Annotated in this window: 8 protein-coding genes; 5 read left to right on the top strand and 3 right to left on the bottom strand. The window is 70.9% G+C overall.

The annotated features are described in order from the left end of the window. Window positions 1–96: 96 nt before the first annotated feature. From ACQ4L4_RS07565 to ACQ4L4_RS07545, 5 genes are all read left to right on the top strand, one after another. Window positions 97–1,293 carry an efflux RND transporter periplasmic adaptor subunit gene (locus ACQ4L4_RS07565; RefSeq protein ID WP_431103621.1) on the top strand — a complete coding sequence of 399 codons (1,197 nt, stop codon included), beginning with the start codon at window positions 97–99 and terminating at the stop codon, window positions 1,291–1,293. 20 nt (window positions 1,294–1,313) lie between these two features. Continuing rightward, window positions 1,314–4,481 carry an efflux RND transporter permease subunit gene (locus ACQ4L4_RS07560; RefSeq protein ID WP_431103620.1) on the top strand — a complete coding sequence of 1,056 codons (3,168 nt, stop codon included), beginning with the start codon at window positions 1,314–1,316 and terminating at the stop codon, window positions 4,479–4,481. A 1-nt stretch (window position 4,482) separates the two neighbouring features. Beyond that, window positions 4,483–5,919 carry an AdeC/AdeK/OprM family multidrug efflux complex outer membrane factor gene (adeC, locus tag ACQ4L4_RS07555; protein ID WP_431103618.1) on the top strand — a complete coding sequence of 479 codons (1,437 nt, stop codon included), beginning with the start codon at window positions 4,483–4,485 and terminating at the stop codon, window positions 5,917–5,919. A gap of 289 nt (window positions 5,920–6,208) precedes the next feature. Beyond that, window positions 6,209–7,567, top strand: a complete 1,359-nt coding sequence (locus tag ACQ4L4_RS07550; protein WP_431103616.1) for a patatin-like phospholipase family protein — start codon at window positions 6,209–6,211, stop codon at window positions 7,565–7,567. Window positions 7,568–7,896: 329 nt separating this feature from the next. Continuing rightward, the gene (locus ACQ4L4_RS07545) at window positions 7,897–9,999 is read left to right on the top strand and encodes a LamG-like jellyroll fold domain-containing protein (protein WP_431103615.1); all 2,103 of its coding nucleotides are present in this window, start codon (window positions 7,897–7,899) and stop codon (window positions 9,997–9,999) included. A gap of 104 nt (window positions 10,000–10,103) precedes the next feature. Here ACQ4L4_RS07545 and ACQ4L4_RS07540 read toward each other — a convergent pair whose 3' ends face one another. Genes ACQ4L4_RS07540 through ACQ4L4_RS07530 form a run of 3 tightly spaced genes read right to left on the bottom strand, consistent with a single transcriptional unit; the run spans window position 10,104 to window position 13,015 of the window. Beyond that, window positions 10,104–10,832, bottom strand: coding sequence for an IclR family transcriptional regulator (locus ACQ4L4_RS07540; RefSeq protein WP_431103614.1), 729 nt, complete (start codon window positions 10,830–10,832; stop codon window positions 10,104–10,106). A 60-nt stretch (window positions 10,833–10,892) separates the two neighbouring features. After that, complete coding sequence (locus ACQ4L4_RS07535) at window positions 10,893–12,104, bottom strand: mandelate racemase/muconate lactonizing enzyme family protein (protein WP_431103612.1); 1,212 nt, start codon at window positions 12,102–12,104, stop codon at window positions 10,893–10,895. Further along, entirely contained in the window at window positions 12,101–13,015 is a 915-nt protein-coding gene (locus ACQ4L4_RS07530) for a dihydrodipicolinate synthase family protein (protein WP_431103610.1), read from the bottom strand. Before ACQ4L4_RS07530 ends, ACQ4L4_RS07535 begins: the two co-directional genes overlap by 4 nt. Window positions 13,016–13,178: the final 163 nt, after the last annotated feature.

Raw genomic sequence — 13,178 nt, 5'->3', positions numbered from 1 at the left:
CACCCATGAACTGTCAAACCAATAATCCGCCCGTCAATACCGAACCGTTCGGTACATTTTCAAGAACACCGCCCTTGCTCGACCTGGAGTCCCGTCATGCGCATCCGCCCTGATCCCTTCCTGCCCACGGCGCTGCTGGCCGCCGCCGCGGCGCTGGCCCTCACCGCCTGCGGCGAGCCTCCCGGCCGGCCCGCCATGGGCGCGGGCGGGCCCCCGCAGGTCAGCGTCACGACCGTGACGACGCAGCGCCTGGCGCTGACGACCGAGCTGCCCGGCCGCGTCACGGCGGCGCTCGTCGCCGAGGTGCGGCCGCAGGTCGGCGGCCTGGTGCAGGAGCGCCGCTTCAAGGAAGGCGGCGAGGTCAAGGCCGGCGAGCTGCTCTACCAGATCGACCCGGCGACCTACCGCGCCAGCGTCGACAACGCGCAGGCCACGCTGGACAAGGCGGAAGCCACGCTCGTGTCGGCGCGGCTGAAGGCCGGCCGCTACAAGGAGCTGTCCGCGATCAAGGCCGTCAGCCAGCAGGACGCCGACGACGCCGAAGCCAGCCTGCTGCAGGCGCAGGCCGACGTCGGCGCGGCCCGCGCAGCGCTGCAGACGCAGCGCATCAACCTGGCCTACACCCGCATCACCGCGCCGATCGGCGGCCGCATCGGCCGCTCCACGGTGACGCCGGGCGCGCTGGTCACCGCCAACCAGGCCGCCGCGATGGCCACGGTGCAGCAGCTCGACCCGATCTACGTCGACGTCACCCAGTCCAGCGGCGCGCTGCTGGCGCTCAAGCGCTCGCTCGAGAACGGCCGCCTCAAGAGCGGCACGGCCGCCGTGCGCCTGGTGCTCGAGGACGGCAGCGTCTATCCGCAGGCCGGCACGCTGCAGTTCTCCGAGGTGACGGTGGACCCGAACACCGCCGCCGTGACGCTGCGCGCGTCGTTCCCGAACCCGCGCGGCGACCTGCTGCCCGGCATGTACGCCAAGGCAGTGATCGAGGAAGGCGTGATCGACCAGGCCGTGCTGGTGCCGCAGCCGGCCGTCAGCCGCGACAGCACCGGCAAGCCGGTCGCCTTCGTCGTGGACGGCAACGGCCGGCTCGCGCAGCGCGCGCTGACGACGGAACGGGCCATCGGCGACCAGTGGCTGGTCGGCAGCGGCCTGAAGGCCGGCGACCGGCTGGTCGTCGAAGGCCAGCAGAAGGCGCGCCCCGGTGAGCCGGTCGAGGTCAGGACCGCGACCGCTCCCACCGCGCCCACCGTCAAGACCGCCTCGGCCAGCGCCGCCGCGGGCGCGAACTGAGCATCGGACGGAGACCCTTCATGGCTCGCTTTTTCATCGACCGGCCGATCTTCGCCTGGGTCCTGGCCATCATCACGATGCTGGCCGGCACCGTGGCGGTGCTGACCCTGCCCATCGCCCAGTACCCCTCCATCGCCCCGCCCGCCATCGCCATCACGGCCAACTACCCCGGCGCCTCGTCCAGGACGCTCGAGGACACCGTGACGCAGGTCATCGAGCAGAAGATGAAGGGACTGGACCGCCTGTCCTACATCGCCTCGACCAGCGAGTCCACCGGCAGCGTGACGATCACGCTGACCTTCGAGACCGGCACCGATCCCGACACCGCGCAGGTGCAGGTCCAGAACAAGCTGGCCCTGGCGACGCCGCTGCTGCCGCAGGAGGTGCAGCAGCAAGGCCTGCAGGTCGCCAAGTCGGCCAACAACTTCCTCAACGTGCTGGCCTTCATCTCCGAGGACGGCAGGCTCAACGGCTCGGACCTGTCCGACTATGTCGCCGCCAACGTGCAGGACCCGATCAGCCGGGTCGAGGGCGTCGGCGACACGACGCTGTTCGGCTCGCAATACGCGATGCGGATCTGGCTGGACCCGGACAAGCTCAACAGCTTCAAGCTGACGCCGCTGGACGTGAAGACCGCGGTGCAGGCGCAGAACGCGCAGGTCTCGGCCGGCCAACTGGGCGGCCTGCCCGCGGTGCCGGGCCAGCAGCTCAACGCCACCATCACCGCGCAGACGCGGCTGAAGACGGCCGAGGAGTTCGAGGCCATCCTGCTGCGCACGCAGACCGACGGCTCCGCGGTGCGGCTGCGCGACGTCGCCCGCGTCGAACTCGGCAGCGAGAGCTATGCGACCGTGGCGCGCTTCAACGGCAAGCCGGCCGCCGGTCTGGCGATCAAGCTGGCCACGGGCGCCAACGCGCTGGACACGGTCAAGGGCATCGACGCGCGGCTGGAGGAACTGAGCCGGTTCTTCCCGCCCGGCGTGAAGGTCATCAAGCCCTACGACACCACGCCCTTCGTGCGCATCTCCATCGAGGAAGTGATCAAGACCCTGATCGAGGCCGTGGTGCTGGTCTTCCTGGTGATGTACCTGTTCCTGCAGAACTTCCGCGCCACGCTGATCCCCACGATCGCGGTGCCGGTGGTGCTGATGGGGACCTTCGGCGTGCTGGCGGTGTTCGGCTACTCGCTCAACACGCTGACGATGCTGGCGATGGTGCTGGCGATCGGCCTGCTGGTGGACGACGCCATCGTCGTGGTCGAGAACGTCGAGCGCGTGATGAGCGAGGAAGGCCTCTCGCCGCTGGAGGCGACGCGCAAGTCCATGGGCCAGATCACCGGCGCGCTGGTCGGCGTGGCGCTGGTGCTGGCGGCGGTGTTCGTGCCGATGGCCTTCTTCGGCGGCTCCACCGGCGTGATCTACCGCCAGTTCACGGTGACCATCGTGTCGGCGATGACGCTGTCGGTGCTGGTGGCGATGATCCTGACGCCGGCGCTGTGCGCGACGCTGCTCAAGCCCGCGGCCAAGGGCCATGCGCTGGCCACGACCGGCTTCTTCGGCGCATTCAACCGCGCCTTCGATCGCGGCAACCGCCGTTACCAGGGCATCGTGCACCACATGCTGGGCCGCGGCTGGCGCTACATGGCGGGCTACGCGGTGCTGGTGGTCGTCGTGGGCGTCGTCTTCAGCAAGATCCCGGCCGGCTTCCTGCCCGATGAGGACCAGGGCACGCTGTTCACGCTGGTGCAGCTGCCCCCCGGCGCCACGCAGGCCAAGACCCTGGAGGTGCTGCAGCAGGTCGACCACCACTTCCTGGTCGAGCAGAAGGACGCGGTCGACTCGATCTTCTCGGTGGCGGGCTTCAGCTTCGCGGGCAGCGGCCAGAACGCGGGCTTCGCCTTCGTCAAGCTCAAGCCCTGGGGTGAGCGCGTGCGGCCGGAACTGAAGGCCGCGGCGGTGGCCAACCGCGCGATGGCGACGCTGTCGCGGATCCGCAATGCCACGGTCTTCGCGATCGTGCCGCCGGCGGTGTCGGAGCTCGGCAACGCCAGCGGTTTCGACCTGATGCTGCAGGACCGGGCCAACCTCGGCCACGCGGCGCTGATGCAGGCGCGCAACCAGCTGCTGGGCGCGTTGTCCAAGGAACCCGGCCTGGTGGCGGTGCGGCCCAACGGCATGGAGGACACGCCGGAGTTCCGGCTCGACATCGACGAACACAAGGTCGGCGCGCTCGGCCTGTCGATGAGCGACGTCAACGCGACCTTCTCCACCGCCTGGGGCAGCAACTACGTCAACGACTTCCTCGACCGCGGCCGCGTGAAGAAGGTCTTCCTGCAATCAGACGCGCCGTTCCGGATGCTGCCCGGCGACATCGACCACTGGTTCGTTCGCAACGCCGGCGGGACGATGGTGCCGTTCAGCGCGTTCGCCACCGCCGGCTGGACTTCCGGTTCACCGCGCCTGGAGCGCTACAACGGCGTGCCCTCGGTCGAGATCCTGGGCATGGCGCTGCCCGGCACGCTGTCCAGCGGCCAGGCGCTGGCGCTGGTCGAGCGCCACGCCGCCGAACTGCCCGCGGGCATCGGCTACGAGTGGACCGGCGTGTCGCGGCAGGAGCGCGAGGCCGGCGGCCACGCGACGCTGCTGTACGCGGTGTCGATCCTGGTGGTCTTCCTCTGCCTGGCGGCGCTGTACGAGAGCTGGTCCATCCCGTTCTCGGTGATCCTGGTCGTGCCGCTGGGCGTGCTGGGCACGCTGATCGGCGCGGTGCTGACGTGGAAGATGAACGACGTCTACTTCCAGGTGGGCCTGCTGACCACGGTGGGCCTGGCGTCGAAGAACGCGATCCTGATCGTCGAATTCGCCAGGGAGCTGCACGCCAAGGGCCTGTCCGCGCTCGACGCCGCGATCACCGCGGCCCGCATGCGGCTGCGTCCGATCCTGATGACCTCGCTGGCCTTCATCCTCGGCGTGCTGCCGCTGATGATCAGCAAGGGCGCCGGCGCCGGCGCGCAGAACGCGCTGGGCACCGCCGTCGTCGGCGGCATGGTGTCCGGCACGGTGCTGGCGATCTTCTTCGTGCCGCTGTTCTTCGTCGTCGTGCAAAGGCTGTCGGAGCGCGGGAAGCCCCGAACGTCCCCCGCCGCCGCGACCGCCGACACCCCTCCCCTGTTGAACGAGGGCCACTGACATGTCCCGCTTGATCTCTCCTTCCTCGCGGCCTTCCCTGGCCGACCTCGCGGCAGTGACCGCGGCATTGACCGCGGCCCTGCTCCTCGCCGGCTGCGTCAACCTGGCGCCGCGCTACGAGCGGCCCGCCGCGCCGGTGCCCGAGCGCTTCCCGCAGGCGCCGGCGGACGGCGCTCCGGCTGCCGACGTCGGCTGGCGGACCTTCTTCGCCGACGCGAAGCTGCGGGACCTGATCGGGCTCGCGCTCGACAACAACCGGGATCTGCGCGTCGCGGTGCTCAACATCACGCAGGCCCGCGCGCAGTACCGCATCCAGGACGCGGCCACGCTGCCCGCCGTGACCGCGAACGGCAGCGGCACGGCCACCCGCACGCCGGCCGCCCTTTCCGGCACCGGCGCGGCATTGACCAGCCATCAGTACAGCGCGACGCTGGGCGTCAGCGCCTACGAGCTGGACCTGTTCGGCCGCGTGCGCAACCTGAGCACGCAGGCGCTGGAGCAGTACCTGTCCACCGAAGAGGCGCGGCGAAGCACGCAGATCTCGCTGGTGGCGGAGGTGGCCACCGCCTACCTGACCTGGGCCGCCGACCTGGAGCGCCTGGCGCTGGCGCAAGAGACGCTGCGCAGCCAGAGCGACACCTATGCGCTGACGCGGCGGCGCTTCGAGCTCGGCAGCGCGTCGGCGCTGACGCTGCGGCAGGTGCAGACCAGCGTCGACAGCGCCCGCGTCGACGTGGCGCGCTACGCCGGACAGATCGCCCAGGACCGTAACGCGCTGGCGCTGCTGCTGGGCACGCCGGTGCCCGACGCGCTGGCCCCGGGTGCGCTGGGGGACGCGCTCAACGCGCTGCCCGAGCTGCCCGCCGGGCTGCCGTCGGACCTGATGCTGCGCCGGCCCGACCTGCTGCAGTCCGAGCACCAGCTCAAGGCGGCCACGGCCAACATCGGCGCCGCGCGGGCCGCCTTCTATCCGCGGATCAGCCTGACGGCCTCGGCGGGCAGCGGCAGCGCCGACCTGTCGGGCCTGTTCAAGGGCGGCTCGGGCACCTGGACCTTTTTGCCGCAGATCAGCCTGCCGATCTTCGACGCGGGCAGCAACCGGGCCTCGCTCGACAGCGCCGTCGCCGGACGCGACATCGCGGTGGCGCAGTACGAGCAGGCGATCCAATCGGCCTTCCGCGAGGTCGCCGACGCGCTGGTGCAGCGCGACGCGCTGAGCGGCCAACTGGAGGCCCAGCAGTCGCTGGTCGAGGCCAGCGGCGAAGCGCTGAAGCTGTCCGACGCCCGCTTCGTCCGAGGCGTCGACAGCTACCTGGACGTGCTGGATGCGCAGCGCACCTGGTACGGCGCGCGGCAGACGCTGATCGGCACGCGGCTGTCCCGCCTGACCAACGGCGTGACGCTTTACAAGGCGCTGGGCGGCGGCTGGAACGGTTGAGCGATCGAGGAAGCGGCGGTCTGGAAAGAGGCGCTCCGGAACATGGGAGACTGCGCCGCGTGGTGACGCCTGCCGCGCTCCCGACCGGGGGCGTGACGGCGCGAATGGGCGTCTGGCAGGGGCGTCTGGATCTTGGCGGTTGGACACCGCGTCAAGGATGCACGGGGTGGGGAGTCGACGATTGAAAAGATTGAAGCAGCTGTTTGCGCGGTCCACGGGTCATCGGCATTCCGGCCGGTTCCGGGACCACGAGCCGGGACGGCGAAAGGCCGGTCTCCTGGCCGCCTTGATGACCGTCGCGGCGCTGGCGGGTTGTTCGACTTATCGCCCGTGGATCAACGCGGGCCTGCCCCCGGCGGCGGACGGCGCGTTGCCCGTCGCGCGGCCCTCGCCGAGCCGCCCCGTGGCGCCGGTGGTGGCCGCGGTCACGCTGTCGGGCGGCGGCGCGCGGGCGGCCGCCTTCGGCCTGGGTGTCCTGCGCGAGCTGAAGGCCACGTCGTTCCGCATCGACGGTGAACCGACCACGCTGCTGGACCAGGTCGCGCTGGTCAGCGGCGTCTCCGGCGGCAGCATCCTGGCCGCGCACTTCGCGGCCTTCGGCGACGAGACGCTGACGCGCTTCGAGCCCGACTTCCTGATGGTGCCCTTCGAGGCGGGGCTGATCCGCCAGGCCTTCGCGCCGACGCGGCTGTATCACCTCACCTCGCCGTGGTACGGCCGCAGCCACATCCTGGCGCAGCGGCTCGACGAGCTCTATCGCGGCCGCACCTTCGGCGACCTGAAATCGCGCCCCGGCGCGCCGGACCTGATGGTGACCGCCACCGACCTCACCACCGGCGCGCCCTTCGACTTCACGCCGGAGCAATTCGGCCTGATCTGCTCCGACCTGGATCGCACGCCGCTGTCGTTCGCGGTCGCGGCCTCGTCGGCGGTGCCCCTCCTGCTCTCGCCGATCACCTTGCAGAACCACGCCGGCGACTGCGCGCCCGGGCCGCTGCCGCCGCGGGGCTCGACGATGGTCGACAACGACTACCGCACCCGGTTGCTGGCGCTCAGCGCGCAGAGCTATCGCGACGCCAAGGAGCGGCCCTTCATCCACCTGGTGGACGGCGGCGTCTCGGACAACACCGGCGCGCGGCTGATGCTGGACCGTCTGCTGGCCGGCGGCTCCATCGCGTCGTCCTTCCCGGACGCGCCGCCCGGCTCGATCCACCGGATGATCCTGATCACGGTGAACTCGGAACGCGACCTGGCCGAGCGCATCGACGCCAGCGACCGCATCCCCTCGACCGGGCAGGTCATCGAGACGCTGGTCTTCGGCGCCGGCGCGCGGGAGACGCAGGTCACGCTGGCCATGCTCAACGACGACGACCGCCGCTGGCGGGCCGAACTGATGCGCACGCGCGGCACGCCGGGCAGCCCCTTCGCGGCGGACGCGGAACTCCACATCATCAGCGTGAGCCTGCATGACGTGCCGGACGACAAGATCCGGCACAGCCTGCTGCGCGTGCCCACGGCGTTCACGATCGAGGGGCGCGACGTGCAGGAGCTGCAGAAGGCGGGCGCCGAGGCGCTGCGGTCGACGCCCGCGTTCAGGCGCCTGAAGGACAGCCTGGATCGCCTGTCGCAGCGCGCGGCGCCCGGTTGAGCCGCACGCCGCCGGCGTCGTGGCACACGCCGGAGATGTCGAGGCGTCCTCGCGGGGACAGGTGTTGCGCGGTGCCGACGCGAACGGTCACAGAGTGAAACCGCCCGCGAGCTGACAACGATGTCAAGCCAAGATGAGGCACGTGCCCATGGGCACTCTCTTCGAAGCAACTTCTCGTCGACGCAGGCATTTCCATCGTGATGAATCTCGACCTTGACGCGTGGCTCGCGTCGACCAGCTCCCGCCGCCAATGGATACAGCGGGCCCTTGTGACCGGCGGATCGGCGCTCGGTTTGAGCGCTTGCGGCTCAGGCGGTTCCGAGGAGTCCATGGCGTCGACCGGCACCAACACCGGCAGCGGCACGGGCGCGACCGGCGGTATCGGCGGTACCGGCGGTACCGGCTCGACGAGCACCGGGACGACAGCCACCCCGCGCGTGTTCACGCATCCGGGCCTGCTCAACACCGAGGCCGACTTCAGCCGCATGAGGACGCAGCTCGCGGCGGGGCGCGAACCGTGGGTGGGCGGCCTTCGGGCGCTGACCTCGAGCAGTCGCGCGCAACTGGGCCGCGACCCGCAGCCGGTCGCCACCGCCATCCGCGGCGGCGACGGCGAGAACTTCCGCGCGATGGTGGAGGATGTCCAGCGCGCCTACCAGCTGGCGCTGCGCTGGAAGGTCACGGGCGATACCGCCTATGCCGACCAGGCCGCGCGCTACGTCAACGCATGGGTCTCGACGATGACCTCGCTGACCGGCAACGGCGACCGCTTCCTCGCCGCCGGGATCTACGGCTACCAGTGGGCCAACGCCGCCGAGATCCTGCGCACCTACGGTGGCTGGAGCGCCGTGGACCGCGCCGCCTGCCAGCAGTGGCTGCTGACCCATTTCTATCCGCTGACCAGCAGCTTCCTGAAGGACCACAACGGCTCGAACGTCACCAACCACTGGGCCAACTGGGACCTCGTGTGCCTGGTCGGCATGCTGGCCATCGGGGTCTTCGCGGACCGCGCGGACGTCTACCAGGAGGCGCTCGACTACTTCAACCGCGGACGCGGCAACGGCGCGTCGCAGCACATGGTCTACGCACGCCATCCCGGCCACCTGGGGCAATGGCAGGAAAGCGGCCGGGACCAGGGGCACGCGACGCTGAGCCTGGGCATGGCCGGCTACCTGTGCGAGATGGCCTGGAACCAGGGCGACGATCTGTACGGCATGGACGACAACCGCCTGCTCGCCGGCGCGGAGTACGTCGCGAAGTCCAACCTGAAGGACGCCGCGGGCGCGTTCTACACGCTGCCGTTCTACGTCTACAGCAACCGCCAGGGGACCTTCACCGCCGTCTCCGACGGGGGGCGGCCGAACGGCCGGCCGTGCTGGGAACCGATCTTCAACCACTACGTCAAGCGCAAGGGTCTCGCGGCACCGTGGGTCAGCGCGCTGGCGGCGCAATTGCGCCCGGAAGGCAACACCTGGCTCGGCGACGACCTCAGCTTCGGCACGCTGACGTTCTCGCGGGACGCGGAGGTGTCGCGCGTCCAGCCCACCGGGGTGCAGGCGATCGTGCGCGGCGGCGCGGCGCAGTTGTCCTGGTGGGGCAGCGCGGACGCGGCGTCGCACGCGGTCCTGCGCGCGGCCGTCGGGGCCAGCGCGTTCACGGAGCTCGGCCGTATCCAGGCCGGCGACCTGAACACGTGGACCGACACCGCCGTGACCCAGGGCCGGTGGCAGTATCAGATCCGCGCGCTGGACGGCGCCGGAGCGACCTTGTCGACCTCGGCCCCCTCGATCGTCGACCTGGACGCCCCGCTGCTGTTGAGCTTGCCGCTGGACGACGGCCAGGGCACGGTCGCCCGCGACGTCGGCGAACGCCAGTTGGCCGGCGCCCTCAAGGGCGGCGCGTCCTGGGGCGACGGCCGCAAGACCGGCACCCAGGCGTTGGCGCTGGATGGCGCCTCCGGTCACCTGGAGCTGCCCGCGGGCGTGCTGGCCGGTGTGGGCGACCTCACGATCGCCGGCTGGGTCTGGTGGAACGGCGTGAACAAGGGGAACGCGCGCGTCTTCGACTTCGGCTCGACCGACATCACCTATCTGGCGCTCCTGGTGAGCGCCGACGCGATGCGGGTCAGCGTGACCAACACCAGCTACTTCGGCGAACAGACCGTGTCGACGGGGCCGCTCGCCAAGGGCCGCTGGGTCCACCTGGCCATGACGCTCAAGGACAGGACCTGCACGCTCCACGTCGACGGCGCCGCGGCGGCCTCGATCGCGACGATGGATCTCGCGCCCTACCAGCTCGGCAGGACGACGCAGAACTGGCTGGGGCGCGCGCAGTACGGGCAGGATCCCTACTTCAACGGGCGGCTGCAGGACTTCAGGATCTTCGGCGGCGCGCTCACTGCGGAACAGGTGCGGACGATCGCGCAGGGATGATCCGGGTGCGCGGGCCATCCGGCGGCTGAGCCGCCGAGCTCGATCAAGCGGCTGAGCCGCCGAGCGCGGTCCGGCCGCTCAGACGCCGAGCTCAGACGCCGAGCTCAACCGCCGAGCTCGGTCGCGGCCTGCCGCAGCGCCTCGACCAGCGGCGGCGTCGAGCCGTCCGGGATCCAGCCCGACAGCGCGATGCCCACGTGCGCCGGATCCCCCGAGGTGACGGCAACCACGTGGTGGTCGCGGTCGTCGGCGACATGCACGCGCGCATACCCCTGCGCACGGGTCTCGCCGATCTTCTCCATCAGCTGCGGCAGACCGCCGGGGAAGTTGGGGATCTCGGCGACCTCGGCATAGATCTCGGCGATGCGCTCGTCGTCCAGCTCGGACAACAGCACCATGCCGATGCCGCTGATCGACGCCGGCAGCAGGCCGATCCGGCCCAGCCCCCGCGAGGCCTCGATGCCGGGCGGCGCATGGAACAGGTAGCTGACGCTGTCGTTCCACAACACCCCCAGCGCCACCGTGTGGCCGAAGCGTCGCAGCCCCTCCAGCAGCGGCAGCGCGCGGCGCATCAGGCCCGACGCGAACAGGCTCTGCGCCGCCAGCACATGCATGCCGGGGCCCGACGTGTACTTGCGGTTGGAGGTCTGCCGCGCGATGCCCAGGTAGGTCAGCGTCTTCAGCAGCCGGTTGACCTTGGTCGGGTCCAGCCCGATGCGGCGGGCCAGCTCGCGGCAGCCCACCGGCTCCGGCGCGGTGGCCAGCGCCTGCAGCGTGGCGATGCCGTCGATGAGGCTCTGGTTCGGCTGTGCGCCAAGTAGCGACGATTGCATACGGTGATCGGAGTTCCGGGTCGAGGACGGCTGGAGAGACTGCGCAAAGGGCGGGCGGTGTCAGGTCACGAGCTCGGCATGCGCCATGAACGCCGGTGACGGCGACACGCCCAGCCCCGGCCCCGACGGCGGCCAATAGCGGCCGTCATGGTAGGTCATGTCGGTCGTGAGCAGCCGCAGGCAGCGTTCGAAGATGGAGTGCTGCCACTCATGCTTCCAGAACCGTCCCGCCACGCAGGACGCGTGCAGGCTCGCCGCCAGGAAGATGCCCACGCCGATCGTGGCATGCGGGGCCAGCTCCGCCCCGCCCGCCTCCCCCATCGCGGCGATGCGCAGGAACTGCGTGACGCCCGTGTGTCCCATCTCCGGCTGGAGATAACGCACCGACGCGGGCTCGAGCCGATGCCGCGCCTCGTAGGCGGTGCCCCACTCCTCGCCCGCGGCCACCGGCACCGGGCTCGCGGCGCACACCGCGCGCAGGCCGGCGATGTCCTCGGGCTTCACCGGCGCCTCGATGAACCGCGGCCGGCAGGGCGCCAGACGCTCCGCGAGCGCGATCGCCTCCGGCGCGTCGAACTTCCAGTGGAGATCCACCATCAGGTCCACGTCGTCGCCGAGCGCCTCGCGCAAGGCGTTGAACTCCTCGGCGATGCCCTCGTGGCTGACCACCCCCGCGAACTTGAACGACCGCACGCCGCGGCGATGCCAGTCCAGCGCCATGGCGACACGGGCCTCGATCGTCGCGCCGGGCAGGCCCGACAGGTAGCCCGGCACCTCCTCGCGCCGCACCGGGCCGAGCAGCGCGCGCAGCGGCACGCCGCGCGCCTGCGCGCGCAGGTCCCACAGCGCGATGTCCAGCGCCGCGATCGCGTCGACGTAGTGCCCGCCGAAACTGCCGCGCACGCGCATCAGTCCGTAGAGCTCGTCCCACAGCGCCTCGACGTCCTCCGGGTCGCGTCCGTCGAGCACCGGCGCCAGCAGGTCGTTGACGATCTCGCAGGTCGCGCGCGGCGCGCAGATGCCGTAGGTCTCGCCCCAGCCGACGCAGCCGTTGGCGGCCGTCACCTTGACCACCACCGAGCGGTCCACCGTCGGGTAGATCGCGCCGTTGCCGCGCCGCACGATGTAGCCGCGCGCGTTGACCGATTCGCCGGGACCCAGGGGCCCGAGGTAGGGCGTCGTGCGCGGCACGGTGACGATGTAGGTCTCGACGCGCGCGACGCGCCAGTCGCCGCGCGCCGGCTGCCCGCCCGCTTCGACCGCGACGCTCATGCGTGCCTCGCGAAATCGATGAGCCCGGCGTCCTGCAGCCGGGCCAGCAACGCGTCGAGCTCCAGATGGTCGTGGCGATCCATGCCCGGCCCCGGCGCCCGCACATGCGCCGATTCGATCAGGCCGCGCCGCCGCAGCACCGCCTTCGTCAGGTGCCAGCGGAAGTTGGCCTGCATGCTGAGCAGCGGCAGGGTGTGCTCGAACAGATCGCGGGCCTGGCGGACCTCGCCGGCATTGAAGTGACGGACCATGGCGACGTGCAGCTCGGTGATTTCGCTGGCGGGCATCGTGCCACGGCTGCCGCGCGCCAGCTCGTCGATCACATAGCGCGCGCCCGCGCCGCCGAAGACCGCGTCCAGCGCATCCCCGGCCAGTTCGCCCAGCTGCGTGATGCGCTGGCCCGAGGGCGCCGCCTCCTCCTTCACGTAGCGGATGCCGTCGACCTCGCGCGCCAGCTGCGCGACCTGGGGCAAGGGCAGCCCGATGCCCATCGGCGCCGGCGCGTTCTGCACCATGATGTCCAGCCCCGAGGCCTCATGCACGTCGCGGTAGAAGCGCGCCATGCCGCCCAGGTCGTCCGCGAGCGCCTTGGGCGTCAGGATCATCGCGGCCACCGCGCCTGCCTTCGCGCCGGCCTGCGCATACGCCATCGCGTCCTCCGTCGAGGCCGCGCTCGCGCCGATCACCAGCGGCCGCCGGCCGCCCATCCACTCGCCCAGCCGCGCGGTCATGTGCAGCCGCTCCTCCCGGCTCAGCAGGTCGTACTCGCTGGCCAGGCCGGGGAAGACCACCGCCGCGGCGCCGGCGTCGATGACGTAGTCCAGCACGCGCCGCGTGCCGGGCTCGTCGATCGCGCCGGTGTCGGAAAAGATGGTCGGAAGGATGGGCATCACGCCCTGCAGTTCGGTCATGTCGTCTCCTGGAGGCCTTGTCGCCGTCTCCGCGGCCCGCCCCCTTGGCTCGGCCGCGAACGCGAACAGTTGTTGCTGTATCAGCATAACAAGTGTTGCTACCAAAGCATCATCAAGCGCCGACATTTCATGGAAATCCCCAAGGTCCCCCAATGAGAATCAG

Source organism: Roseateles noduli, assembly GCF_050626985.1.
Classification (GTDB): domain Bacteria; phylum Pseudomonadota; class Gammaproteobacteria; order Burkholderiales; family Burkholderiaceae_C; genus Roseateles; species Roseateles noduli_A.
The sequence above is the reverse complement of the archived record's forward strand: the minus strand, read 5'-3'. Positions and strand labels throughout refer to the sequence as shown.

Coding starts and splice junctions, on each gene's coding strand:
- ACQ4L4_RS07565 (WP_431103621.1), top strand. CDS start 97: ATGCGCATCCGCCCTGATCCCTTCCTGCCCACGGCGCTGCTGGCCGCC.
- ACQ4L4_RS07560 (WP_431103620.1), top strand. CDS start 1,314: ATGGCTCGCTTTTTCATCGACCGGCCGATCTTCGCCTGGGTCCTGGCC.
- adeC (WP_431103618.1), top strand. CDS start 4,483: ATGTCCCGCTTGATCTCTCCTTCCTCGCGGCCTTCCCTGGCCGACCTC.
- ACQ4L4_RS07550 (WP_431103616.1), top strand. CDS start 6,209: ATGACCGTCGCGGCGCTGGCGGGTTGTTCGACTTATCGCCCGTGGATC.
- ACQ4L4_RS07545 (WP_431103615.1), top strand. CDS start 7,897: ATGGCGTCGACCGGCACCAACACCGGCAGCGGCACGGGCGCGACCGGC.
- ACQ4L4_RS07540 (WP_431103614.1), bottom strand. CDS start 10,832: ATGCAATCGTCGCTACTTGGCGCACAGCCGAACCAGAGCCTCATCGAC.
- ACQ4L4_RS07535 (WP_431103612.1), bottom strand. CDS start 12,104: ATGAGCGTCGCGGTCGAAGCGGGCGGGCAGCCGGCGCGCGGCGACTGG.
- ACQ4L4_RS07530 (WP_431103610.1), bottom strand. CDS start 13,015: ATGACCGAACTGCAGGGCGTGATGCCCATCCTTCCGACCATCTTTTCC.